The organism is Zhongshania aquimaris, from assembly GCF_019312595.1.
Classification (GTDB): Bacteria; Pseudomonadota; Gammaproteobacteria; order Pseudomonadales; family Spongiibacteraceae; genus Spongiibacter; species Spongiibacter aquimaris.
On record NZ_JAHWDQ010000002.1, the window covers coordinates 304609 to 328473 of the forward strand.

Below are 23865 nucleotides of genomic sequence, written 5' to 3' on the forward strand. Positions count from 1 at the left end.
GCTCAGGCCTCCTTGTTTGTAGTTTGGGGTGCGCTCACTGCTGTGAGGCTAAGCGACGCAGCGGGTTTGCGTGACAGGTTGAGCAGGGCGCCAATATAGGAGGCCAGTAAAAAGCCATAGAGCAAGATATAGCCGATCAGGGTGCCGCCAACCGTTGCGCTGCTGTGGTCTGCTACTACGTCTTGCACCTTGAGCACACCGCTCACAATCCAGGGTTGGCGACCAATCTCGGTAACATACCAGCCTGCTAAAACGGCGACCCAGCCTGAAAAGGTCATGGCCGAGAGGGCATATAGCAGCGGTTTTGTTGGGGTTTTGTTATTTCGCAGCTGCCAAGCCGCCCACCACGACACTAGCAGCATCAAGCCGCCTACCGCCAGCATCACGCGAAACGACCAAAACACGATGGCGACGGGGGGATGCTCGCCTTCAAATTCGTTAAGACCTTTTACTTCGCCCATGGGGTCGTGGGTAAGAATGAAGCTTGCCGCGTAGGGCACTTCAATCGCGTAGCGGTTGCTGCGAGTGTTATCGTCGGGCAGTGCAAAAATCGTGAAGGGCGCGCCTTTCTCGGTTTCCCACACCGCTTCCATTGCGGCGATTTTGGCGGGCTGATGCTCCAAGGTATTCAAGCCGTGAAAGTCGCCGACCAGTATTTGAATAGGGGCGAGTACGGCGGCCATCATCACGCCTGTTTTCATCACCTTCCAAGTGGCGGGGCCGTCGACATTGCGCAGCGCCCGCCAAGCGCTCACACCTGCAATCACAAAGGCAGAGGTCAGCAGGCAGGCAATAAGCATGTGGAAAAAGCGGTAGGGGAACGACGGATTGAAGATCACTTCCATCCAGCTGTCTACCATAACCACGCCGTCCTCTAGGTGATAGCCCGCGGGGGTTTGCATCCACGAGTTAAGGCTGAGAATCCAGAACGCCGACAAGGTTGTGCCAAAGGCCACCAGAAACGAGCTGATTAAATGCATGCGGTTAGACACACGGTCTTTGCCGAATAACATAATGCCGAGGAATGAGGCTTCCAGGAAAAACGCGCTGAGCACTTCGTAGCCCAGCAGGGGGCCGGCCACATTGCCGGCTTTTTCCATAAAGCCCGGCCAGTTGGTGCCGAACTGAAAGCTCATGGTAATACCAGACACCACCCCCATCGCGAAGGTCAGGGCAAAGATCTTTACCCAAAACAGGTAGGCATCCTCCCACGCTTGGTCGCCGGTTTGGGTGAAGCGTAAACGAAAGAACAACAGAACCCAGGCCAGGCCAATGGAGATGGCGGGGAATAAAATATGAAAGCTTATATTGGTCGCAAATTGGATGCGGGCCAAAATGAAGGGGTCGAAATCCATATTGATCATCCTAATGTGAGTTGCGCATTTGCTTTCGATTCATCCGCTGGCTGTCACAATCTTCGCCTGTGGTACTTACCACCATAGAGCAATGCACATGCCATGCATGTAGTACTTGTGGCTATGTGCAGTAAGTCATTGGTTTATATATAGTATTTTATAAATCCGAAGAGCCTTGCCTAGTTTGCGCTGGTAAAACCTTTGCTTAATTGTCATTATTGACAAAAATAAATGACAGAAATGACAATGCCATGCAGCTCATAGCAAAAGACTCAGATAAAGACGTTGCCTATATGCTCGATGGTTTCGACTACCCAGCCATATTGGTGTCCGCCGATTACAGAATACTGGCAACGAATGAACTCTACCGTTCAACATTCGGTGAAATTGACGTCGACAAGGAGGCGCGCTGCTATCAAGTCTCCCACGGTTATCAGGTGCCCTGTGATCAGGCGGGAGAAAGTTGTCCCTTACTTGCCTGCAAAAGCTCTGGCAGCAAGGAGCGAGTGCTACACGTTCACACGACGCCACGAGGCAAGGAGCATGTCGATGTAGAAATGCTGCCAATTCACGGTGAAGACGGCGAACTGAAGTATTTTGTCGAAATTCTAAAGCCGGTTCATATCGCCAGTGCAGAGCTGAGCACCCAAAATATGGTTGGCCGCAGTCCGGTTTTTAACGCGCTGGTTGAAATGATTAATTTGGTGGCGAGCAGAGACACCTCGGTATTATTGATGGGGGAATCTGGTACGGGCAAAGAATTAGCGGCCAAAGCCATTCATGAGGCCAGTAGTCGCAGTACAAGACCCATGATCACGGTTGAGTGCGCGGGATTGACGGAAACCCTGTTTGAAAGTGAGTTGTTTGGCCACGTTAAGGGCGCGTTTACCGGTGCAACATCGAACAAGCGCGGTCTGTTAGAAAGCGCCGAGGGTGGCACCTTATTTCTGGACGAAATTGGTGATGTACCCTTGGGTATGCAGGTGAAATTACTGCGCTTAATTGAAACGGGCAGCTACCGAGCGGTGGGTAGCACCGAGCTCAAGCGCGCAAATTTTCGCTTGATATGCGCCACCCATAAAAATTTATCTAACAATGTAGCCAGTGGCGAATTTCGTGAAGATTTATATTATCGAATTAATGCCTTTCCTATCGTCTTGCCTCCATTGCGTGAGCGTGGCGACGACATCGCATTGATTGCAAAATCGATACTCGAAAAATTCAGCAAAAAAGACATGTATCGACTGACCGAGTCGGCGATCAAATTACTAGAAAAATGCAATTTTGCGGGAAATGTTCGCGAACTTCGCAATGTGCTCGAGCGCGCAATTATTTTTGCGCATTCGAATATTATCGATGTGAAAATACTGGAGCGGTGCATGCTAGATGTTCGTCCGCATAATGATAACAACGAAGACAAGTGGCAAGATTTAAAATCAAAAGAGATGCAGTACTTGAATGAACTATTAGCGTTTTGCGATGGCGATAAAGCGCGGGCGGCGCATATAGCGGGCATTAGTCTGCGGTCGCTTTACAGAAAGCTCGGTGTCGTAAAGTAGCTTAGTAGTGAACACGATGATCGACGATGTTTGGTATAGCTGTAATCTTGGTGATGCCATGCTGGCCGATCCGGCCCTGGATCGAATAGAAGCGCAGGCCAGGGCGGTGTTTGCCAATGCAATAAACACAGATCAGTGTGCGGTGTACTACCGCCATGAGTCAAAAGAGCGTTTGCACTGTGAGTTAGTGCTGTATTTTTCTCCCCTGGCAGCGCGGATGCCGATGGGTGCGGAGCTACAAGCCTGTGCTAAACCGGCCAGACAGGATTTGAGTATACTCGTTGGCAAAGTGTCATCGTGGTCACTTCTGTTTCCTGACTCTTAGCTGGCGTTCGGTTTATATCGAGCCGCGACATTGACCATTTTAAAAGCCGGTGACTATACTCAGGTCTCATCTCGGCATAAGCGTAAAATAATGGACGATAAAACAGTAATACGCAGCTTTGGCGTCACCGACATTGGCAGGGTGCGCAGTCACAACGAAGACGCAATATGCGTAGCCGAAGATCATGGGTATGTATTAGTGGCTGACGGTATGGGTGGCCACAACGCGGGTGAAGTGGCCAGCGCCTTGGCAATAGAAGGCTTTACCCGGTTTTTAGCAGCGGATCACGACGGCGACGACTCGGTCGCAGAAATATCTGAGTTTTCCGGGCAAACCATCGCCCTGCGAAATGCGGTGCAGGCGGCAAACGCCATCATTTTCGGAGACGCTCAGCGCAATCCGGAGCGCCAAGGCATGGGCACCACCTTGGTATCAGCGAGTTTTAACGGCAGCTGTCTCGCGGTAGCCCATGTTGGAGACTCCCGCCTGTATCGATTCAGAGACGGCTTTTTAGATCAGCTCACGACCGACCACACCTTGGTTCAAGAAATGATCGACCGCAAAGTGTATTCCGAAGAAGACGCGCGAAACTCCCGCAATAAAAATGTGATTACCCGCGCTTTAGGTCTTGCTGATATTGTTGAGGTCGATCTTTTGGAATCCCTCTTGCGTGCTGGTGACCTGTATTTGCTGTGCTCCGATGGCCTGACAGGCATGGTTGAGGATGCTGAGATCGCAGATGTGTTAGCTAACTGCCAAGCTGATCCGGAAGTAGCCGCCAAGCAATTATTGAAAATGGCGAATAATTCCGGCGGCAATGATAATATTTCGATTATTGTTGTGTGTGTAGATAAAGTAGTCGCTGGGCAGGAAAGCTCTTCAGAGGAAGAGCTAGACTGGTTTGATTAAAGGGTTAATAGGCCAGGGCATCTCTGATTAATCCGCTGAGACATTACCGAATTAATTAGAGTTGCCCTAGATCGATACGCTGCCGTGCCTCATTAAGGGAACGCAGGTCAAAGACGGATAAGGATTATGGCTAAACTGGTTCTCAGCTTTCAGGGTAGAGTACTTGAGGATTTTCCCTTAAATAAGGAGAGAATCTCTCTTGGTCGTGCCCCCGACAATGATATTTGTATAGAAAACTTGGCGGTAAGTGGCCGCCATGCAGCCGTTGAAACGGTACTTAAAGATTGCTTTCTAGTTGATTTGGGCAGTACCAACGGAACCTTAGTTAACGGTACGGCGATCACTCGCCACCAGCTTCGCAATGGTGACTACATCACAATTGGTAAGCATTCACTTACCTTTCACAGCGAATCCTTTGGCGGCGGCGAAGCCGAGGTCGAAAAGACGATTGCGATGCGGCCAAGTAGTAAGCGCGCCGAGCCAGCACCGGTAGCGATGATTGCTAAGCTGCAGGTACAGAATGGCGGTTCGGCGGGTCGTGAGATGACCTTGAATAAACCGCTAACTAAATTGGGTAAGGTGGGTTTCCAGGTAGCGGCTATTAGTCGCCGCCAGCAAGACTATTATCTCGAGCATATTGAAGGTGTAGATGGTCGGACGCCGAAGCTGAACGGTGTCGAGATCGGCCTACAACCTCGCCAACTCAGCGTCGGTGATGTGCTTGAAATTGCAGGTACGCAATTAAAGTTTGTATTGGTAGAGGCACCGCCAGAAGTTTAAATGCAGGTTTCTTTAGGTCTAGCCATGCAAGGCACGACATAAATGTCGTGCCTTTTTTATTTGTGTCAGGTGGGCGATTGACAATATCGCACCGCTATCTAGATCGAGGAAAGCAGTTCGTAGCTTGGGTAGAGGAACGACAAGTTTTAAACTGGACGCCGATTCGGGCGCCCCGACGGGGTTTATCAAACCCAATATGGTGGGATGTTCTACCATCGCTATATTTATTGCGAACAAGCCCCCAGAGCGGGGTGGCATATATATGTCTGAATTTGTTTCTGGCGCTGTTCGTAGAGCTCAGCCATGCAAAGGTGATATTGCATTCCCGCCATACTACCTCCCCAGCTTATTAGCAGGCGGCAGTGCTGTCCGGCGTACACAAGCCAGGCATCCTGCGCGGATTGAATGTCCTCAGCTTGCGGGCCAAAGCCCTGGTTCTTTGACTTCGCCATGGCGAGTACTTCAGCAAGGCTATTGTTGAATGCGGCTTGTTGAGCTTGATGCTGCTGTGCGGCGCAGACGTTTAATTCGCGCTGGCTGCCGTCCATTGTGCAATTCGCCGTCGTGGATTCTGCTGTGCAGGCAATGGCAGTAAACGATATTAGTGCGGCGTAAAACCAGGGCTTTAGCATCAAAACCGCTCCATGATTTTTGGAAAAAAAGCGCCAATACGTCGATCTACATTTTACAAATCTAGATTGCGGGTTAACACTTCGGCAGATTTAATGATTCGCTTGGTTCGGTAAAGGTCGGGGTGCTTGTTTTCAGCTGTGTAGCCCGCCGGCTCCCCAGTACCGTAATTGACAAGCCAAGAGGTCTCTGGTCGACGTTCACCCAATAGTTTTTTTAACTCCGGCGCGGTAATACCTAATGCTTCAGCTGCCGCATTGTTGCTGCAGCGGGTTTTGTTTTCATTTAGGTAATCTAGTATCGCTGCGATCTTGTCTTGCATAATAAAACCGTGTCCTTAAAAGTAGATGTCACCATTGTCTGCTGATGGAGAGCGCAGCACGCGGCGGTGTATATAGTGTTAGATCTGCACGGCGCGCTTACGTTAATCCCGTAAGGCAATGTCCATAGCACTATCGATGTGTTTGAATAATCTGGCGATGCTGATCCTGCAGGGAAATTTCCCGTGTCGTTACCAAACGGCTTGCAAGGATGAGTGCCAGTATGCAGCAATACAGGGTATTTGTCTGTAAAGTGGGCTATTACGAGGTAATTTGCGGAAATTCTATTAGTAGAATTTCGCCATATCAACACCTTAGCCCTTGATAATGGAAACTCCGCTGACCTCGGTCAAACTGACGACCTCAGCTCTTTCGATGATTTTTACCAGCGTTGTTTGAATGGTTTCATCTTCTCTTGCATCCTGATCACATACAAATTTTTGAATTTGCGGCTCAGCGCCTTCTTCTGTAATAAATGAAATCACAAGTTCGCTCGCCATCGCGGGCGTTGCGCCAAAATATTCCAAAGTGATTGAAGGGTAGCCATGGAAGCCTTTCTTGAGCTGCTTAGCGATACGCTTTTTTGCTTTGTCTAAATGCATAAAATAATTCTCAGGATAGGCAGTTTGCTTAATGCAATTGTGTTTAAACGCGCACGAAGAAAGCAATTAAAAATGTGTTTACCCGATAGGAAAAAGAAAGCGCCAATAAACGGTCAGTTTTTAAAAATCCACAAGGTATTGTTGGGCTACGACGATTTAAATCACAGCATTATTTTTTAATGACACTAAGCGTTCAGCCGTCATACCAAGTAGTTCGGTTAACACCTCTTCAGTGTGTTGCCCAAGTTTAGGGCCGGCCCACTGCGTGCCGCCTGGGGTGCCGACAAGTTTTGGCGACATGCCGGGAATGGTGACCGTGCTGCTGTCGTCCAAGCCCACTTTTTCAAATAAGCCCCGCGCTTGAAAATGCGGGTCATTAGCCATGTCTTCGGCATTGTAAATTGGCCCAGCGGGTACGCGCACCGCGTCCAATTTTTCAATGACAGACTTTATCGGATGGCCAAGGCACCATTGGCTGATGGCGTCGTCTATTTTCTGTTGGTGTATAACGCGGCCCGCATTGTCTGCCATGGCGGGATCATCAGCAAAATCCTTACGACCTATTTCGGTCATGAGGCGTTTAAATATGGAGTCGCCATTGCCGCCGATAATGACAAATTTATCGTCGAGGCAGCGATAGGTGTTGGTCGGTACTATGCCTGTTAGTGTCGTGCCGGAGGCTTCACGGATAATACCCTCTTCCGCGTACTCGGGCACCACCGATTCCAACATATTAAACATGGTTTCATATAGGGCAACATCGACCACTTGGCCATTGTGTATGCCGCGATCGCGGGCATTTAGGGCCATCAATATGCCAATGATGGCGTGCAGAGACGCAATGCTATCGCCGAGACTCAGGTTAGGTCTTACCGGCGCTTCGCCGGGAAATCCATTGAGGTGGCGGAAGCCGCTAAAACCTTCACATACTGATGCAAAGCCGGGCTTTTCCGCATTGGGACCGGTTTGGCCGTAGCCAGAAATGCGGGTGTACACCAGCGCGGGATTGGCGGCTTTTAAATCCTCGGGCCCGAGTCCCCAATCTTCCATGACACCGGGACGAAAGTTTTCGATCAGGACATCGCACTGCGTGGCGAGATCACGCACCAATGCCTGCCCATCTGGGTGACGAAGATCAACGGTAACCGATTTTTTGTTGCGACCAATACTGTACCACCACAGCGAGGTGTCGCCCTTCATACTGCGCCAGCGGCGAATCGGGTCGCCAATTTCCGGTGGCTCAATTTTGATAACCTCGGCGCCGAAATAAGCGAGCATGGTGCTGGTGAACGGGCCGGCAATGAGCTGGCCTAATTCTAAAATTCGAATACCATGCAAGGGGCCTTTATTAGCAACCCCTTGATTTGATGTCGGGTTATTTAACGATGCTGCGGTGTCGACCATAAAACGAGTAACTCGATGTCAGTTTGTCCGCGAAATATTTATAGATTTAATATTTTGCTTAAAAACTGTTTGTTTGATTGAAGAATGTTTTTGCTAATATCCGCGTCCGGTACCAGTCCCTCAAATCCGTGTGGGGCGCCTGGTGCTGCGCAGAATTCGCACTCAACACCCGCTTCTTGTAGACGCTTTGCATATTGTTGATTCTCGTCAAAGAACAGGTCGATATCACCAACTGCCATCCACGTTGGCGGTAAATTACTAAGGTCTTCACGGCGCGCGGGGGCGGCGTAAGTTGGCACGGATTCTAGGCCTGGTTCCTGGTTTAGATAATGGCGCCAGGCGCCGCGATTATTTTTATTACTCCAAAGTCGATGTTTAAGACTGTCTAATTCGGTTCGCGTGGCCGTGCGATCATCTAGCATGGGGCAGAATAAAGCTTGTCCTGCGGGCTGAATTCCGCCGGCATCATGTATTCGCTGTACTAAACCCGCCGCCAGTCCGCCGCCCGCGCTCTGTCCAGATATGGCAATCCGGTGCGGTGATACCCCTAGCTCGTCGGCATGGTTTAGAAACCATTGCCACGCCGCATAACAGTCATCGTTGGCGGCGGGAAAAGGGTGCTTTGGCGCCAAGCGATATTCTACGGACACAACGGTGAGATTCAGGTTTTTGGCGTAAAGCGCACAGTCGCGATCATTTATATTTGCGTTTCCGATGATATAGCCGCCGCCATGTATCCACAGCAAACCAGCGCCCGATGACTCGCCGTTTGGCGTGTAAACGCGCACCCCGCTGTCGCCGAAGTCATAATCCCTAATGTTTATGCCGAGCAGAGATGTCGGTTTGCCTTGAAGTTTTGAGAGAAGTTGAAATAAAGAAAGGAACAGCCTGTTGTGAAAAGGCACGCTCGGAATTCGGCCATAGAGTTTTCTAAGTTGTGGATCTATTTTATCGATGTGCATGATTTGCGTATCTATTGTTATGTGTTGTTGCTTAGCCCCGTTGCTTAAAACGGAGCGAAGAAGTTCAGGGTCGGTTCCGGCCGAGCTGGTCGTGGCTAGAGACCCATTCGTCGGCAACAATTGCCGCGGCTAATGAGAGGTCGCCGGCGAGCACAGTTGCCGCCACAATTTCAGCGAGCTTGCGAGCCTTGCCCTGACCGTAGCAGTCCATCATTTCAAGACATTCGCGCTGAGTCGCTAAGCCGGTGCCGCCGCCGTAGCTGGCGCAAATTATCGAGGGCAGGGTGACTGAGTAATACAAATCGCCCGCTGGGGTGAGATCCATAAAGGCGATGCCGGTATGAGATTCCACCACATTGGCTTCATCCTGGCCGGTGGCGATAAACATAGACGCGATACCGTTGGCGGAGTGCGGCCCATTGTAAGCGGATCCCGCAAGTAGGCTGCCCAAAACCGTGCGCTGACGAAGACGAAACATACGCTCTGGATCGGCGCGCATTAACGCTTTTAATACATCTTTGCTAATAGTGGCTTCGGCGACCACTTTCTTGCCGCGGCTGTGTAAGAGGTTCATATGCGAGTGTTTTTTATCAGTTTCTATGCCACTCGAAAGGGAGAAGTTTTCTATGGTGCCAGGGTAATTTTCAAGTATCCACTGGCATGCCTTGTGGGTAGCTTTGCCGGTCATATTTTGGCCGGCCGCATCACCGGTTGTGTAGTTGAATCGTGTATAAAGTTTGTTGGCAATGACCCACTTCTGAATGTGCTGTAATTTGCCGATCGACGTAGTCGTTTCTGCTTGCTGGCAAATATTGGCGTGGCTTTGATCCAGCCAATTTGAAAAATCACGGGCTTCGCGGGCGCTGGCAAATTCAAAGAGAGGTGCACGCTGCATAAACTCTTCAATAACGGTAACCGTTGCGCCGCCGGACTCGGAAATCACTCGCATGCCACGGCTATAAGAAGCGATCAAGGTTCCCTCGGTGGTGGCCATGGGAACATAGAACACGCCTTTGGCGTGCTCGCCATTAATTAGATAGGGGCCGGCCACGCCGACGGGCATTTGCACCACACCAATAAAGTTTTCGGCATTGCCCTCTACGCTGTGTGGGTCGATGGAGTAGTGACTGGTATGTTTTAGTGATACGCCGGTTTCCTGCTCAATAAATTGGCGTCGCAGCGCAGCGGCGTCCTCGGAGTAGTTATCACCTTTAATTTTGGGGATCGGTTTACGCTCTTTCATACGGCATCCACTTTATTGTTATGTTCGATGGGTTTTGGCGTCGATATCAGCCTTTGCTTATTGCAATGAGGGTTTCCTCACCTTCGCTGCGGGCGATAACCACGGCGGCACAGGAGTCGCTAAATACGTTCACAGCGGTGCGAATCATATCGAGTATGCGGTCGGTCACCAGCAGTAGCCCAATGCCTTCTAGTGGCAGGCCGATGGCACCCAAAATGACGGAAATAGCGACTAAGCTCGCGGCGGGAATGCCGGCAACACCAATAGAGGTCAGCAGGGCGATCATGACAATGGTGAATTGTTGAACAAAGCCCAGCTCCAAGCCGTAAACCTGCGCAATAAACATGGCAGCCACACACTCATAGAGCGCGGTGCCATCCATATTCACCGTGGCGCCGAGTGGCAGCACAAAGCCACTAACCTGTTTGGAAACGCCAGATTCCTCTTGAATACTCTTTAAGGTCAGTGGCAGGGTGGCGGAGCTCGATGCAGTTGAAAATGCGGTAAGTAGTGCCGGTGTCATGGCGGCATAGTGTTTCTTCGGACTGACGCCACCAATAAAGCGAAGTACTAATGGCAGCGCAACAAAGGCGTGAATTAGTAGCGCAAGCAAAGCCGTAATGAAAAATAGCAGCATCGGCTTGAAGGCAACGAAGCCGGTAATGGCAACAGTTTTAGCGACCAGACCAAATACACCAATAGGCGCAAACTTCATCACCCACATCGTGATTTCGGTCATGATATCCATCACGCCCTGCCAAAAATGCATCAGCGTCGCGGCGTGATCTGATTTGCTGCGCGCTAAGAAAAAACCAAATAATAAACTAAAGAATATCAATCCCAGCATTTCGCCATTGGCTGCCGCCGCAACAATATTAGTCGGCACCATACGCACAAAAACTTCGACGATGTCGCCGGTACCGCGTCCTTCCACCTTAGCCAGTGTGTCGCTAAGCGCTGGGTCACTGCTGCTAATCGTGGCCGCTAGCGCTTGATTGTCGCCGCTGCCGGGGGCGATGACGTTGACGACGGCGAGACCAATTAAAATCGCGATAAGACTACTCGACGCGTAAAACAACAGCGTTTTGCCGCCTAGCTTTTCGAGTTTGTCACCTCCCACCCCAGCCATGCCGCTAATAATCGAGGACACCACCAGTGGCACGATTAGCATTTTTAATGCGTTGAGGAACATCGTACCTAAAAATGCGTAAACCGCAGTGAAGGGTAAACTACCGATGCTTGCATCTGCGCCGCCAAAGATCCCAGCAGCAACTGCTAAAAGAATGGCCGCAACAATTTGCCAGTGCAGGGGGATATTTCGCATAGTGACGATGACTCTTTTGCTAAAACTGTGGGAAAAGCACTTAAAACAGCTGAACGGTGAGAGTGCTAAAGCCATTACTCTAGCGTGCTAGCAAAGCAATGACCAGCCGAAAGACTGACGGAGATTGTGAAGTGTGGGGTGTGGGTGTGCGTGCGCCAGACGTCGGACGTCCGGCGTCTGGCACTTGGCAAGTTGAGGGTGGCGATTTCACACTGCGTCATCCCCGATCTTTTAAAACTACGTCATCCCCGACCCCGATCGGGGATCCATGTGAGCAAGCGAAAGCCTTTAACGTCCGACATCCGACTCCAAAAAGGCCCACTCAGTTAACTATTCTTTACAACTTCAATTAGAATAGCTGTTTTATCGTTTGGAAGTAGAACATGGAAACCATATTGGTTACGGGTGGCGCTGGGTATATCGGTAGTCATACCGTCGTAGAGTTGCAGGCAGCAGGCTACGGAGTTGTTATTCTCGATAACCTCGTAAACAGCAACCCTGCGGTTATCTCACGGATTGAGAAAATTTCTGGTATCGCCCCTGAATTTGTTCAGGCAGATATTCGCGATGTGGAGGCACTTGCGGCGGTGTTTGCCCGCTACAAGATCGATGCGGTTATTCATTTTGCGGGACTCAAAGCTGTTGGCGAAAGCGTTGAGCAACCGCTTCGCTACTACGATAATAATGTGCGCGGCACCATGGCCTTATGTCAGGCAATGACGGATGCCGGTGTATTTAAATTGGTATTTAGCTCGTCGGCGACGGTGTATGGGCCGGACGCGCCGGTACCGTATGAAGAGTCGATGCCATTGGGTCAGCCGTCCAGTCCCTATGGGGCGTCAAAGGCCATGGCAGAAAGAGTGCTGGCGGATTTGTGCGCATCAGACCCGCGTTGGGCGGTGGCGGCGCTGCGCTACTTCAACCCCATAGGCGCGCATGCGTCGGGATTGATCGGCGAAGACCCTTTGGGCATTCCAAATAATCTTATGCCATTTATCAGTCGAGTTGCGGTGGGTAAATTGGCCGAGTTATCGATTTTTGGTAGTGATTACGAGACGCCCGACGGCACCTGCCTGCGCGATTATCTGCATGTGGTAGATTTAGCTGCAGGCCATTGCCAGTCTTTGCTGGCCTTACAGAAACCAGGACTGCACGCGTTTAATTTGGGTGCGGGTAAGGGTGTTTCTGTTTTGGAAATGGTCGAGGCATTCGAGTCGGTAACGGGTCAAGCGGTGCCATATAAAATTGCGCCGCGTCGCAGCGGTGATTTGCCGGCGTTTTGGGCGAATGCAGACAAGGCCGAACGAGAATTAAATTGGATTGCCGGTAGCTCGCTAGAACAGATGATGGCAGATACCTGGCGCTGGCAAAGTGGTAACCCCGACGGTTATGGCCAGGGATCGGATTAGCTAAGCTTGCTTCGAGCTTATGCTCGTCATTGATAATGGGCGTGTTTAGTACGCGCCCACCCCTCAGGATTTTACCGCTTCCCCATAATACATATAGCCCGCGATCTTGGGCACGCCGTCGGCGTAGCAGGTGTCGAGTTTATTAATGGTAAATCCGCAGCTTGCGATGGACTCGGCGATCGGCCGATTGAGGTGACAACCCCCCGCTAATTTTTTCCACACGGGGGTGATTTTGTTTTGCCAATGTTGCACTGCATGGCTGTCGGCTAAACCGTGTTCACAAAATAGCAGTTTGCCGCTGGGCTTAAGTACACGATGCATTTGCGCCAGAGCAGCTTGCCAGTCCGGAATGGTGCAGAGTGTGTAGGTTAGCAATACGGTATCTACGCTCTCATCCTCTAGTGGAATAGCCTCACCGGGTAGATCCAGCCATTTTACCTCAACGGGGGAATTGTCGAGATTGCGCTGTGCTTTTTTGCGCATACCGATGGAAGGCTCCAAGCCCCAGACAAAGTCCACAATGTCTGGCTTGTACAGCGCCAAATTGATTCCGCTGCCCATACCTACTTCCAACACAACACCGCTGGCGAGTGGCACCACTTTTTCGCGCAGTGTCATAATGGTGCTCATCGAGCAGGCTTTGTCGATGATTACGGGCAGTATTTTATTATCGTAAAAGCCCATAGCATGTTCTCCGTATATCGATTTTGTCGCCAAGGATATACCGACGCACCAGCGCAGCCTAGGGCTACTTTATGCTTTTAGTTTTGCCAAGCTAGCTAGGGTTCCGATACAAGCCGATGCCGCTTCTGCACCTTTGATAACAAAGTGCTCACTGAAGAAGCTGATGTGATCTTCGCTATTGTGGAAATTGTGGGGGGTAAGCACCACTGAAAATACGGGAATGGTGGTTTCTAATTGCACTTGCATGAGACCGGAAACAACCGCTTGGGCGACAAATTCGTGCTGGTAGATGCCGCTGTTGGTGACTAAGCCGGCGCCGACAATGGCAGCGTATTTGCCACTTTGTGCCAGCAGCTTCGCGTGCAGTGGAATTTCAAATGCGCCGGGTACTTCAAAAAATTCGACGTTTAGATCGCTGCGTTCGGCGATCTCTTTTTGAAACGATGTTTTGCAGCGGTCGACTATATCGCGGTGCCAGCAGGCTTGAATAAAGGCGACGGTTGGTTTTGATGATGAGTCTGTCATGGTCATTTTCTGTCCCAAATGAATACGGCAGGGCAAAGATGAGCTGGCAGACCAGGCGTTGGCGTAGCGATGGAGGCTAGGCGCGCAGTGGTGTGACGATCTTTTCTCATAACCGGACTCTAACCGTCGGCTCTGGAATCACACCAGATCTGCTGTCCTTATCGCTGCATCACCCGGTGATGTTCAATAAGCGCCCGCGGGCTACATGCAAAGCATGATTACCGCCGGTGGGGACTTTCACCCCGCCCTGAGAACCCTCAATTGGCATAGGCACAATGAGAGCGCGCGAATATTAGCAATCTGCGGATGATTTGTATACGCACTTCAACGTTGAATGGCCGAGCTAATCGGTTTGCATGAGCGGTCTAGAAAAAGCAGCGAGGTATGGGATAAATAGGGAAGTGGAAATAAAAAGGGTGGAATTTGTGCCTCCACCCTTGGTCGCTTACTAGCTAATACAGACAGTTAAGGCATGATCGCCGGCAGCAGTTTTTGCAGGGCCATCTTTTGCTTGGTGCCTTCGCCTGTTAGCGCAAAGCCTAGCAATTCGCCGTCGGTGCCGACAAAGCGTGCCACCACATTGACGCCGTCTTGCTCAATTTCCCAAGTGCCTTTGGCGTCGCGGGGAGCGGGGCTTACCGTGACAGGACAGGCTGGGGTTTTGATGGTGACGGGCATGGCGGGGTAGCTCACTTCGGTAGGCTCGCCAGTGAGGGTTTTTGCCAGCGCGCGAGCTTGGGCCATCAGCGGCGCAACATAGACTAAAACGTGGCCGGCGACTTCGGCGCAGTCACCCATGGCGTAAACGTTTGCCGCGCTGGTTTCTAGCAAGCGGTTAGTGGCAATGCCGCGATTAACGGTAATGCCCGCGTCTTGCGCTAGCTTGATTTGCGGACGTACGCCAACTGCCGACAGAACTAAATCGCAGCTAATCTTTTCGCCGTTATTCAGACTCACTTCCAATCCGTCAGCCGATTTATTGACTTCGGTGACCAGTGGACCAAAGTGGAATTTGGCGCCTTTGGCTTCCAATCCGGCTTGAACCGCTTTGCCCGCTGCCTCTGGCAGCAAAGTGGGTAGGCAGTAGCCTAATGGGTCTACCGTTTCTGTTTCGAAGCCGCCGTTGATAAGATCATTGGTGAATTCGCAGCCGATTAGACCGCCGCCGATGATGCACACTTTCTTCACATTGTTTTTAGCGATGGCAGTGCGGAAATCATCGTAATCCAGCAGGTCATTTACCGAATAAACGTAGTTTTGCGCATCGCCTTGGATTGGCGGACGGATTACATCTGCGCCCAGTGCCAGTACTAATTTCTTGTAGTGAACTTGGGTTTCCTGGTCGCCAATCGTGATGATTTGCGCGGTGGTGTCGATGGCGGTGACTTTGGTCAGCGTCCACACGCTGGCGTTAAGGTCTTCGCCCATACCGCCGGCGTCTTTTTGAGCCAGTGCATCGGCGTCGGTGTTTTTGGTGAACCCGGTGGACAGCATGGGCTTAGAGTAGGCGCGGCCATCATCTGCCGTGATCATGATCACCGGGCTGTCTTTGTCGTATTTGCGCAGCTCGCGCACCAAACCATAGCCAGCAAGACCGGTGCCGATAATAACAATGGCAGCTTGGTTGCTGGCGGACGCCGGCTCTTCGTGATGGGGTAAGTCGCTTTCCTCAGATTTCTCGATCATTTCGAAATCTTCTTTACCCACGCCACAGTCGGGGCAAAGCCAGTCATCAGGAATGTCTTCCCAGCGGGTTCCCGCGGCGATACCAGAATCAGGATCACCGACTTTTTCGTCGTAAACCCAGCCACAAACAATACATTCCCACTTACTCATTGAGCCAATTCCTCTAAGCTATTTGCTTCTTTTACCGAAGCTTACGGTATTATTTAATTCGATATCATCGCCTGTTTGGCCGATGTCAGTGCTTGCAAGTCGCTGATGATTCACGCATTCTGCCGCCACACTTAAGCTTGAATACCGCTCGTTTACAGTGCGGCGACACTTAAGTTCAGTGACCTTCAACACTGGAAGCCGAGTATTGTACGCTTTTCAAACATCACGATTCCACACGCAAGAGCCTAAGTGGCTTGATTGTAAGAAATACCCTAAATCGGCGCTGCCTGCTGCCGATGCGCGTTGGTTGCTGGATACCGGCTCATTAACTGCCCATTTACGGCGGGTATCGGCTGGCCATTTTCACGTTGAGGTTATGTTCCAGCACTGGCAGATTCCACGTTTATCGGAGCGGCGACTGCTGGGAATGGGTGATCGCGACTGGGGTTTGGTGCGCGAGGTGCGTCTGCACTGCCATAATCAGCCCTGGGTCTATGCCCGCAGCGTGCTGCCGGCTACGTCTTTGGTGGGGCGTTTGGATCGCTTGCGAACACTGGATAATCGACCTTTAGGTCATCTATTGTTTACCGATCCGCATATGTCCCGTGATCGCTATGAGATCTGTCGCGTCCCTGCGGCGGCATTGGCAAGCTCTTCCTCACAGCAAAATAGCGAGGACTTATGGGGCAGGCGCTCCCGTTTTCTGCTCAGCGGCCACCCAATTATGGTCAGTGAAATATTTTTACCGGCATTTCGGCCCTGGTAGTTTTCCATCCGCCTCAGTCGTACTGATATACTTTTGCGACAAGCATTTATTGGCCACTGTATGAACTCATTGTTCCAGCATCTAAAGCAGCAAACTCCCCAATACCTCGCGCTGATGCGTGTGGATAGGCCTATCGGTACTTACCTTGTGTTGTGGCCAACCGTGTGGGCGCTGTGGTTGGCTGCAGGAGGGTTTCCCGCTTGGCATTTGCTGCTGATTTTTGTGGCGGGCACATTCTTGATGCGATCAGCAGGCTGCGTCATCAATGATTTTGCCGATCGCAAGATCGACGCCCACGTCAGTCGCACCAAAGCCCGCCCTTTTGCGCAGGGTAAGGTAACTGAAAAAGAAGCCTTGTTATTGTTTGCCGGCCTTTGTCTGCTGGCGTTTGCCCTGGTCTTGTTCACCAATGGCTTGACCGTATTGTTTTCCCTTGGCGCTGTTGCTTTGGCGGCTACATACCCTTTTATGAAGCGTTATACCCATTTGCCCCAGTTGGTATTGGGTGCGGCATTCGCGTGGGGAATCCCCATGGCCTTTACCGCGCAAAGCGGCGAGTTGCCGCCGCCAGCGGCGTGGCTTCTATATATTGGCGTGCTGATATGGACCGTCGCCTACGATACTTTTTATGCCATGGTTGATCGCGAAGATGATCTAAAAATTGGGGTGAAATCGACCGCCATCCTGTTTGGTGAGGACGACAAAGTCATCACGGCTATGCTGCAGATTTGCGTCATTATTGTTCTGGTGATGGCGGGGCCGCGCTTTGAAATGAGCTTTATCTACTACGCGGGGCTTATCGCCGCCAGTGGGCTGTTTATTTACCAGCAGCAACTTATTCGTTATCGGCAGCCGGAAAAATGTTTCAAGGCCTTTTTGAATAACAACTGGGTTGGCGCTGTCGTCTTTGCAGGTATTGTTCTGCACTTTTTAATAGGGAAATAGACCTTGGCGAACCTGCAGCTAGAGTTTGTCGACGCTATTGCCGAGATTGCTGAATGCGATTGGAATCGCGCAGCGGCTTGTGATTACCCATTCACCCGCTTTGAGTTTTTGCACGCATTAGAGGCAAGCGGGGCGGTTGCTCCGGATAGGGGCTGGCAGGCTCACCACCTTATTATTCGTCGGCAGGATCAATTAGTCGGCGTTATGCCGCTGTACATCAAAACCCATAGCTACGGCGAATACGTGTTCGATTGGTCCTGGGCCGACGCATATCAGCGCCACGGTCGACCCTACTACCCCAAATTATTGGCGGCTATTCCGTTTACACCGGCAACTGGCCCACGTCTTTGCCTGATTGATGAGGGTGAGCGCGATGACATTGTGGCGGCTTTGGCGGTGGCCTTGCCAAAACACGCCAATGATATCGGCGCGTCGTCCCTCCACATTTTATTTTCAAAAGCAGACATGGCGGCTATGTGGTCGCAGCACGGTTTGATGCAGCGCATAGGCCCCCAATACCATTGGTATGATCGCGATTACGGTGATTTTGAAGGCTTTTTAGCGGCGTTTAGTTCGCGCAAACGCAAGGGGTTGCGCAAAGAGCGCCGGGTCGTGGCCGAGCAGGGCTTGGATCTTCAAGTATTGACGGGGGCGGAGATTAGCGCAGCACAGTGGCGTTTCTTTTTTCACTGCTATCAGCTTACCTACGCTAAGCGCAGTGGTCATGGCGGTTACTTGCCGGAGTCCTTTTTCACTGAATTGGCGACCAGCATGCCGGAGCACTTGGTCATGGTGCTCGCCAGTCACGGCGATGAGCCGGTCGCGGTGGCCCTAAATTTTCGTGATCAGCACACCTTATACGGTCGTTATTGGGGCTGCATAAGAGAGTATGAGTTTTTGCACTTTGAAGCGTGTTACTACCAGGGTATCGAGTATTGCCTGCGGGAAGGCTTGCGACATTTTGACCCCGGCGCGCAGGGCGAACACAAAATTCAGCGTGGTTTCACACCCATTTTAACCTATTCAAATCACTGGTTGGCGGACGGCGATTTTTCAGCCGCCGTGCAGCGTTTTTTGGATGAAGAGCAGGTTCATATTGGAAATTACTTGCGTGAAGCCAGTGAGATGTTGCCTTTCAAGAAAGCAGACGGTGTTTAAATCCGCCTGCTGTCATGACTACTGTTGAGCGTTTTTTAACACGCGCTCAACGTAAAGCAGGCAGAGGATAGGTAGTACAAAACTACAGCTTATCTGCACGGCCTGAATCATATTTTCTAGCGTCCACTGGCTGTCTCGACTAAACCAATAGGCTGCGATCGGCATGGCAATAAAAATGAGCGTGGGCAGATAGCGCCACAGATAATAACTCATACTGGAGGCCGCTTCGCTATCGGCTCTGCGGTAGCAATAAAAGGTAATTAGCACCACTAAGAAACCAATGGTGAGTACATAGTAGTTGCCGAGTATGTCGGTAAGTAAATTTAAAATGGCGCCGAATACCAAGCTAATTAGACTTATATTTACCAGTCCTCGGAGTATGCGCAGTTTACTTCGTTCCATTGTGACTCCCCATCTTATTTGGTCTATTACGCGTGAATATCTTTGACCAACAGTGCATATTTTAGTGCAGATTCAGCAAGCGATTGATCCAGGGGGATTTTCACCTGATGGCCTGATCCGGGCGCGGCGCTTATTGCTTTGCCATGTTTATCGCTCAGAGTGTTTAGGGTAAAACGGGTGTTGCCACCGGGCATCATCAGCTCCAGGGTGTCGCCGGTTTCAAAACGATTTTTAACATCGACGGTGATAACCGAGTCACGGGCGTCGATGATCTCGCCGACAAATTGCTGCTGTTGCGCATTGTTTAAACCCATTTCGTAATTCTGGTATTCCTTGGGCGGATGGCGACGATAAAAGCCCTCTGTGTAACCGCGGTTGGCCAGGGTTTCCAGTTCATCCATCAAGTGCATATTGAAGGGTTTGCCGTGGGCGGCATCGTCTATCGCTTGGCGATAGACCTGCGCCGTGCGGGCAACGTAGTAGTGTGACTTGGTGCGGCCTTCAATTTTCAGCGAATGCACCCCCATCGCCGTCAGGCGTTCGACATGCTGAACGGCGCGAAGGTCTTTGGAGTTCATAATATAGGTGCCGTGCTCATCTTCGTAAGCGGGCATAAATTCGCCGGGGCGCTGGGCTTGCTGAAGGAGCACCGGTTCGGTGACACGCTGGGGCTCTGGCTCGGGAATATAGGTTTGCACGGCGACAATATCGCCGCTGTCATCTTCTTTGGCTTCGTGCGCTTGGTATTTCCAGCGGCAGGCATTGGTGCAGGCGCCTTGATTGGGGTCGCGGTGATTCATATAGCCTGATAACAAGCAGCGACCAGAGTAGGCAATACACAATGCGCCGTGGACAAAGACCTCTATTTCCATTTCGGGTACGCGCTGGCGAATTTCCTCAATTTCATCCAGCGCTAGCTCGCGGGAGAGAATGACACGCTGAATACCATTTTGATGCCAAAATTTAACCGAGGCCCAGTTCACCGCGTTGGCTTGCACAGATAAATGAATTGGCATGTCTGGCCAGTTTTCCCGCACCAGCATCATTAGCCCTGGGTCTGCCATGATGAGCGCGTCGGGCTTCATTTCCATCACGGGTGCGAGATCGCGAAGATAGCTGCGGATTTTATCGTTGTGAGGTGAAATATTAGACGCTAAATAGAATTTCTTGTTTTGGCGATGGGCTTCTTCTATGCCGTTGGCCATGGTTTCCAGGTCTTTGAACTCATTATTGCGCACCCGCAAACTGTAGCGTGGTTGACCGGCATAGACTGCATCTGCACCGTAGGCGAAGGCGTAGCGCATATTGCGGAGACTGCCGGCGGGTGACAGGAGTTCGGGAATCATCGTGCAAAGGCCTTTTTGTCGTGTTTGAAGTTAAGCGGCACTATGGTAGCGCAAACATAGGTATTCTGCGCTATTGGTGACGTGTCCGTCTGTTAGCTACACTTCGTGAACCTTGAAGATTTAGCGTGTTAGGAAATATCACATTGAAATTTAGTTGTACTCAATGCCTGGGAATATTGATGTTGCCGCTGCTTTTGTCCGCGTGTGCTGCTGGGGTGACGTCACCCAGTGATAGCGACGGCGACGGCGTTGCCGATGTTGATGATCGCTGTCCGGCGACAGTTGCCGCGATAAGTGTGGATGGCTATGGCTGCGCAGATAGTGATAGTGATGGCGTTATTGACGCGGTTGATCAATGCCCCAATACCCCGCCAGAGAACATGGTTGACCAGTATGGGTGCCTAGATAGCGACAACGACGGCATCAAGAATGGAGAAGATCAATGTCCGCGCACTGAGCGTGGTGAGCGAGTCATGCGCAACGGTTGTTCGGCTCGGCAAGCGGTCGGCTTAGAGAGCGTGTTCTTTGCGCACGGCGGCGCTGAAATCACTACAGAGGTGCAAGAGCGGTTGGCCGGCATTGCTGAATTAATGCGCCATTCACCTAATTTTCGCATAGCGCTGCAGGGTCACAGCGATAATAGCGGGACATCGGATTTCAATTACCGGCTGTCGCGAATTCGCGCCAATGCGGTCAAAGCGGCGCTGCTTGAATTGGGCGTGGCGTCGAGTCGAATCGACGTTCAGGCCTACGGCGACACTATGCCGATCGCCGAAAATACCAGTCCGGAAGGCCGTGCCCGCAATCGCCGGGTTGCACTTCGCGTAATTCGCGCTCTGCCCTAGGACGATTTGCGAAGGCTGAAATACGGGAAAAATGTCTATTGTGATTAACTGTTGCTTTACTGTTTAGGTTAGAGAGTTTAGGATTTCGGTGTTTTCAAACGTTAATTTGCACGCATTTTAAATAAAAAATTTACGCTATTATTGTCCACTATGCCTTAAAGTGTGTATTAAGCCTCGCGATGACGTGGTAATTTGCACCTCAAAAGGTATAACTTTAATGATTCAGGGGATGTTTATGAGCAAGCAATGGAAATCTGCTCTTGCTGCCGGTGTGATATTGGCATCAGCAGCGGGTGCGGCAATGGCCCAAGCAGAAAAAGAAAAAGGTTACTACATCGGTGGTAATGCTTTTTACAATGACGTATTTGATGCCGATGGTACGGTTAAGACCGAAGCCGCAGGCGGTATTCCCGGACTAAGCGATATACCTGTACTCGGCGGCTTGCTGAACGGCTTGTTGGGCGGCGGTGGCGGCGCAGGTGCTAGCGGCAACTTCGAAAATAGCTACGATACCGATTTCAGCTTCGGTGCTACTTTCGGTTATAAATTTGAAAGCCCATACCGTCTTGAACTCGAATATCGTCAAGGCGAAAACGATATAGACAAGGTAAGCACTGGCGGTGTTTCGGTAGCTGGTGACGGTGCGCTAGAAGTGACCTCGATCATGGGTAACTTGTGGTACGACTTCTCTGCCGGTGAGCGTCTGCGTCCATACATAGGTTTCGGTCTGGGCCAAGCTAACCTTGATTTCGGTGACGCTGATGACGACGTCATGATTGGTCAGCTAGGTGCCGGTATTACCTATTACATGACACCGCGTTTAGCGATTGATGCGGGTTACCGCTACAGTATGAGCGAAGACGCAAGCTTCAGATCAGGTCCAACTGAAACTGAGATCGAATACAGCGCGCAAAGCGTCCTAGTTGGTCTGCGTTATAACTTCTTTGATGCCCAGTACGGCGTACAAGATGCTGATGGCGACGGCGTTTCTGATGAAATGGATGAATGCCCAGGCACTCCACGTGGTGTTCAAGTTGACAGCGTTGGCTGCCCACTTGATGGCGATAACGACGGTGTAGCTGACTATTTGGATCAATGCCCTAACACGCCAGCTGGTGCTGAAGTGAATGCGGTTGGCTGTCCGTTAGACGGTGACAACGACGGTGTTGTCGATGCAGACGATGCATGTCCAGATACACCAGCTGGTCAGCCTGTAATGTCTAATGGTTGTGCTAAAGATCAGGCGGTTATTCTGCGCGGTGTAAACTTTGAGCTAAACAGCGCGAAGTTGACCATGAATGCTGAGACTATCCTGAACGATGTAGCTACAACATTGACTAGCTCTCCAGGCTTCAATGTCGAGCTGCAAGGTCATACTGACAGCACAGGCAGCGATAGCTACAACATGAACCTGTCACAAAACCGCGCTAAATCAGTGAAAAATTATCTGGTTGGCAATGGTGTTGACAGCGGCCGTTTGACTGCGACTGGTTATGGTGAAGAGCAACCTGTTGCTAGCAACGATACTAAAGAAGGACGTGCGGAAAACCGTCGCGTTGAACTGAAAGTATTGGGTAGCGACACAGTAGCTGAGCCAATGCCTTACGACGAGCCTATGGTTGAAGAGCCTATGGTAGAAGACGAGCTAATGCTTGACGACAGCGCAGTAGAAGAGCCCGCTGTTGAAGAAGAAATGGAAATGGATGAACCTGCTGCTGAAGAAGAATATCAGCCGTATGAAATGTCTGAAGATGAACTAGATTACTAATTTGCAATTACGCACTTAGTGTTAGTTTAGAAAAAACCCGGCTTCGGCCGGGTTTTTTTATGCCTCAAGTTTTATAGAGCGGTAATTTGCTGACTAGCCGAGGCGCTGCCACACAAGCAATTGGTTGTTGGCAGGCATTTTGTGATCTGCGAGCAGATTTAAACCTGCGTGCTGGGCAAGTGAATTGACGGCTTCAAAATCACGGATACCGCTTAAGGGGTTGTTGCCTTTTAGCCAGAGCTCAAAGTCTGCATTGCTGGGTGAAGTGAATTCGCCATGATATTTAAAGGGGCCATAAATACAAAGTAGTGCCGTCGGTTTTAAATGGGTATTTACTTTGGCAAAGAATAATTCAACCTCTGCCCAGCTCATGATGTGCAGGGTATTGGCAGAGAAAATGGCATCGTATTGCTGCGTGGGCCAATTCGAATCGCGAACGTCTAAGGTGAGCGGTGGTGCTAGTGAGGTATCCGCAAGCCAGCTTTTTATACCGGGAATATTTTCGCTGCGATCACTGCACTGCCATACTATTTGCGGCATATTGGCGGCAAAATACACAGCGTGTTGCCCCGTCCCACTTCCGATTTCCAAAACATGCTGGCATTCTTGCAGCACTGGTTTTAAGTGATACAGTATCGGCTGTTTATTGTTTTCGCAGGCCTGCGAGAAGGGTTTAGCGTCGTTCATAGCGGGAATCTCGCGTTCGCGTACTAGCAACTTGATAGTACCCATAGATAAAAAACCAGTTTAGCGTTTATGACGGGAGTA

The 23865-nt window shown here is 50.8% G+C and carries 24 protein-coding genes and 1 riboswitch; of the genes, 10 read left to right on the top strand and 14 right to left on the bottom strand.

Translation table 11 applies throughout. From position 1 onward, the window contains the following. Positions 1–2: 2 nt before the first annotated feature. Positions 3–1355 carry a cytochrome ubiquinol oxidase subunit I gene (locus KXJ70_RS10205; protein ID WP_219043404.1) on the bottom strand — a complete coding sequence of 451 codons (1353 nt, stop codon included), beginning with the start codon at positions 1353–1355 and terminating at the stop codon, positions 3–5. A gap of 251 nt (positions 1356–1606) precedes the next feature. Between KXJ70_RS10205 and KXJ70_RS10210 the strand changes: the two genes are divergently transcribed. From KXJ70_RS10210 to KXJ70_RS10225, 4 genes are all read left to right on the top strand, one after another. Next, positions 1607–2914 carry a sigma-54 interaction domain-containing protein gene (locus tag KXJ70_RS10210; RefSeq protein ID WP_255558397.1) on the top strand — a complete coding sequence of 436 codons (1308 nt, stop codon included), beginning with the start codon at positions 1607–1609 and terminating at the stop codon, positions 2912–2914. A gap of 7 nt (positions 2915–2921) precedes the next feature. After that, positions 2922–3239, top strand: a complete 318-nt coding sequence (locus tag KXJ70_RS10215) for a hypothetical protein (protein WP_219043405.1) — start codon at positions 2922–2924, stop codon at positions 3237–3239. 90 nt (positions 3240–3329) lie between these two features. After that, complete coding sequence (locus tag KXJ70_RS10220) at positions 3330–4148, top strand: Stp1/IreP family PP2C-type Ser/Thr phosphatase (protein ID WP_219043406.1); 819 nt, start codon at positions 3330–3332, stop codon at positions 4146–4148. Positions 4149–4274: 126 nt separating this feature from the next. Continuing rightward, positions 4275–4928, top strand: a complete 654-nt coding sequence (locus KXJ70_RS10225; RefSeq protein WP_219043407.1) for an FHA domain-containing protein — start codon at positions 4275–4277, stop codon at positions 4926–4928. Between the two features lie 224 nt (positions 4929–5152). Here the strand turns inward: KXJ70_RS10225 and KXJ70_RS10230 are convergent, their stop codons facing one another. From KXJ70_RS10230 to KXJ70_RS10260, 7 genes are all read right to left on the bottom strand, one after another. Beyond that, a complete protein-coding gene (locus tag KXJ70_RS10230) occupies positions 5153–5560 on the bottom strand; it encodes a lysozyme inhibitor LprI family protein (protein WP_219043408.1) in 408 nt (135 codons plus the stop codon). Between the two features lie 53 nt (positions 5561–5613). Beyond that, entirely contained in the window at positions 5614–5880 is a 267-nt protein-coding gene (locus KXJ70_RS10235; protein ID WP_219043409.1) for a hypothetical protein, read from the bottom strand. A 312-nt stretch (positions 5881–6192) separates the two neighbouring features. Next, positions 6193–6480 carry a hypothetical protein gene (locus tag KXJ70_RS10240; RefSeq protein ID WP_219043410.1) on the bottom strand — a complete coding sequence of 96 codons (288 nt, stop codon included), beginning with the start codon at positions 6478–6480 and terminating at the stop codon, positions 6193–6195. A gap of 156 nt (positions 6481–6636) precedes the next feature. Next, the gene (locus KXJ70_RS10245) at positions 6637–7884 is read right to left on the bottom strand and encodes a CaiB/BaiF CoA transferase family protein (protein ID WP_219043411.1); all 1248 of its coding nucleotides are present in this window, start codon (positions 7882–7884) and stop codon (positions 6637–6639) included. A gap of 38 nt (positions 7885–7922) precedes the next feature. Continuing rightward, the gene (locus tag KXJ70_RS10250) at positions 7923–8846 is read right to left on the bottom strand and encodes an alpha/beta hydrolase (RefSeq protein ID WP_219043412.1); all 924 of its coding nucleotides are present in this window, start codon (positions 8844–8846) and stop codon (positions 7923–7925) included. A gap of 64 nt (positions 8847–8910) precedes the next feature. After that, positions 8911–10089 (bottom strand): hydroxymethylglutaryl-CoA reductase, encoded by a 1179-nt coding sequence (locus KXJ70_RS10255; protein WP_219043413.1) that lies wholly within the window; start codon positions 10087–10089, stop codon positions 8911–8913. A 46-nt stretch (positions 10090–10135) separates the two neighbouring features. After that, complete coding sequence (locus KXJ70_RS10260; protein WP_219043414.1) at positions 10136–11413, bottom strand: dicarboxylate/amino acid:cation symporter; 1278 nt, start codon at positions 11411–11413, stop codon at positions 10136–10138. Positions 11414–11796: 383 nt separating this feature from the next. Here KXJ70_RS10260 and galE point away from each other — a divergent pair, with 383 nt between their 5' ends. Beyond that, positions 11797–12822, top strand: a complete 1026-nt coding sequence (galE, locus tag KXJ70_RS10265) for a UDP-glucose 4-epimerase GalE (RefSeq protein ID WP_219043415.1) — start codon at positions 11797–11799, stop codon at positions 12820–12822. Between the two features lie 63 nt (positions 12823–12885). Here galE and KXJ70_RS10270 read toward each other — a convergent pair whose 3' ends face one another. The 3 genes from KXJ70_RS10270 to KXJ70_RS10280 all read right to left on the bottom strand — a co-directional run bounded on the left by KXJ70_RS10270 (position 12886) and on the right by KXJ70_RS10280 (position 15867). Then, positions 12886–13506, bottom strand: a complete 621-nt coding sequence (locus KXJ70_RS10270) for a class I SAM-dependent methyltransferase (RefSeq protein WP_219043416.1) — start codon at positions 13504–13506, stop codon at positions 12886–12888. A gap of 69 nt (positions 13507–13575) precedes the next feature. Next, entirely contained in the window at positions 13576–14031 is a 456-nt protein-coding gene (locus KXJ70_RS10275; protein WP_219043417.1) for a 6,7-dimethyl-8-ribityllumazine synthase, read from the bottom strand. 96 nt (positions 14032–14127) lie between these two features. Next, positions 14128–14290: riboswitch (FMN riboswitch) on the bottom strand. A 206-nt stretch (positions 14291–14496) separates the two neighbouring features. Then, the gene (locus tag KXJ70_RS10280) at positions 14497–15867 is read right to left on the bottom strand and encodes an FAD-dependent oxidoreductase (protein WP_219043418.1); all 1371 of its coding nucleotides are present in this window, start codon (positions 15865–15867) and stop codon (positions 14497–14499) included. 205 nt (positions 15868–16072) lie between these two features. Between KXJ70_RS10280 and KXJ70_RS10285 the strand changes: the two genes are divergently transcribed. From KXJ70_RS10285 to KXJ70_RS10295, 3 genes are read left to right on the top strand one after another with little or no spacing between them, the layout of a single operon-like run. Next, positions 16073–16633 carry a chorismate--pyruvate lyase family protein gene (locus tag KXJ70_RS10285; RefSeq protein WP_219043419.1) on the top strand — a complete coding sequence of 187 codons (561 nt, stop codon included), beginning with the start codon at positions 16073–16075 and terminating at the stop codon, positions 16631–16633. Positions 16634–16693: 60 nt separating this feature from the next. Then, positions 16694–17578 carry a 4-hydroxybenzoate octaprenyltransferase gene (ubiA, locus tag KXJ70_RS10290; protein ID WP_219043420.1) on the top strand — a complete coding sequence of 295 codons (885 nt, stop codon included), beginning with the start codon at positions 16694–16696 and terminating at the stop codon, positions 17576–17578. A 12-nt stretch (positions 17579–17590) separates the two neighbouring features. Next, positions 17591–18736, top strand: a complete 1146-nt coding sequence (locus tag KXJ70_RS10295; protein WP_219043681.1) for a GNAT family N-acetyltransferase — start codon at positions 17591–17593, stop codon at positions 18734–18736. Positions 18737–18754: 18 nt separating this feature from the next. On the opposite strand, the gene KXJ70_RS10300 is transcribed toward KXJ70_RS10295, so the two are convergent. Together KXJ70_RS10300 and trhP are read right to left on the bottom strand one after the other, a co-directional pair. Then, the gene (locus KXJ70_RS10300) at positions 18755–19138 is read right to left on the bottom strand and encodes a hypothetical protein (protein WP_219043421.1); all 384 of its coding nucleotides are present in this window, start codon (positions 19136–19138) and stop codon (positions 18755–18757) included. A gap of 26 nt (positions 19139–19164) precedes the next feature. After that, positions 19165–20484, bottom strand: a complete 1320-nt coding sequence (gene trhP / locus KXJ70_RS10305) for a prephenate-dependent tRNA uridine(34) hydroxylase TrhP (protein ID WP_219043422.1) — start codon at positions 20482–20484, stop codon at positions 19165–19167. 143 nt (positions 20485–20627) lie between these two features. Here trhP and KXJ70_RS10310 point away from each other — a divergent pair, with 143 nt between their 5' ends. Both KXJ70_RS10310 and KXJ70_RS10315 read left to right on the top strand, forming a co-directional pair. Further along, entirely contained in the window at positions 20628–21329 is a 702-nt protein-coding gene (locus KXJ70_RS10310; protein WP_219043423.1) for an OmpA family protein, read from the top strand. 235 nt (positions 21330–21564) lie between these two features. Further along, positions 21565–23097, top strand: a complete 1533-nt coding sequence (locus KXJ70_RS10315) for an OmpA family protein (RefSeq protein ID WP_219043424.1) — start codon at positions 21565–21567, stop codon at positions 23095–23097. 93 nt (positions 23098–23190) lie between these two features. Here the strand turns inward: KXJ70_RS10315 and KXJ70_RS10320 are convergent, their stop codons facing one another. After that, a complete protein-coding gene (locus KXJ70_RS10320; RefSeq protein ID WP_255558399.1) occupies positions 23191–23829 on the bottom strand; it encodes a DUF938 domain-containing protein in 639 nt (212 codons plus the stop codon). Positions 23830–23865 lie beyond the last annotated feature (36 nt).